We start from the raw sequence: 764 nt of genomic DNA, 5'->3' as shown, positions 1-764 counted from the left end.
CGGCTTGACAGTCTCCACTTCGTGGGACAGTCAACCGCACGACACCATACCGCGGGAACGTTAGCGGGCATTTTAAAAACAACATCTTATACTTGAATGAAAGGTTTTAAGCTTACAATATTATTTATTGCATTTTCTATAAGTAATACATTTGCTCAGACTGGGGTAGAGTCAGAAATAAACTATTTAAAAATTGATTTCTTACCTGCTTTTGAAAATTCTAGTTCATTAGAGATTGATAGACAAAAGACAATTTCTGTTTTATCTATTGAAAATGATAATGAAGAAATAGTTGTCAAAGAAATCATTTCTGATAGTATTTTTGAGAATTGTGAAATAAACAGATTATTTATTGAATCTGAACTTTTTAAGTATCAAATTAATCCTGACGAGATACAAAAAGAAGACGGATTAATAATAAGAATATACTTTAAAAGCAAACAAATAGATGGCATTATTGATGCTGGGAATACATATGATGAAAGTCTTTCAAATATCCTTTCTTGTACTTTACTCAAAACTCGAAATTTGACAAAAGACAGTTTAATCATAAACTACTTAGATAGACTAATTGGATATTTTTAAAACTTTAAAGGAATTTTAAAGATACAAATTGAATAAAAAACGACCCGCTAACACGCGGTCATAGTGCATGGCAGAACTTTTAAACCAAATGATTCAACGTTCGCTGCCGGCTCCTTTCGCCCTGACAGTTCCTTTCACCTGTGAAAGAAACTGCCACGACACCATACCGCGGGAACGTT

General features: G+C 33.0%; 1 protein-coding gene. It reads left to right on the top strand.

All coding sequences use genetic code 11. From position 1 onward, the window contains the following. Positions 1 to 96 precede the first annotated feature (96 nt). Entirely contained in the window at positions 97 to 585 is a 489-nt protein-coding gene (locus ACE1ET_RS20575; RefSeq protein WP_375730310.1) for a hypothetical protein, read from the top strand. The last annotated feature ends 179 nt before the right edge of the window (positions 586 to 764 follow it).

The organism is Quyinboa mangrovi (genome assembly GCF_042219825.1).
GTDB lineage: Bacteria > Bacteroidota > Bacteroidia > Bacteroidales > UBA5342 > JBHJHP01.
This window is presented reverse-complemented; position numbering and strand designations above follow the sequence as displayed.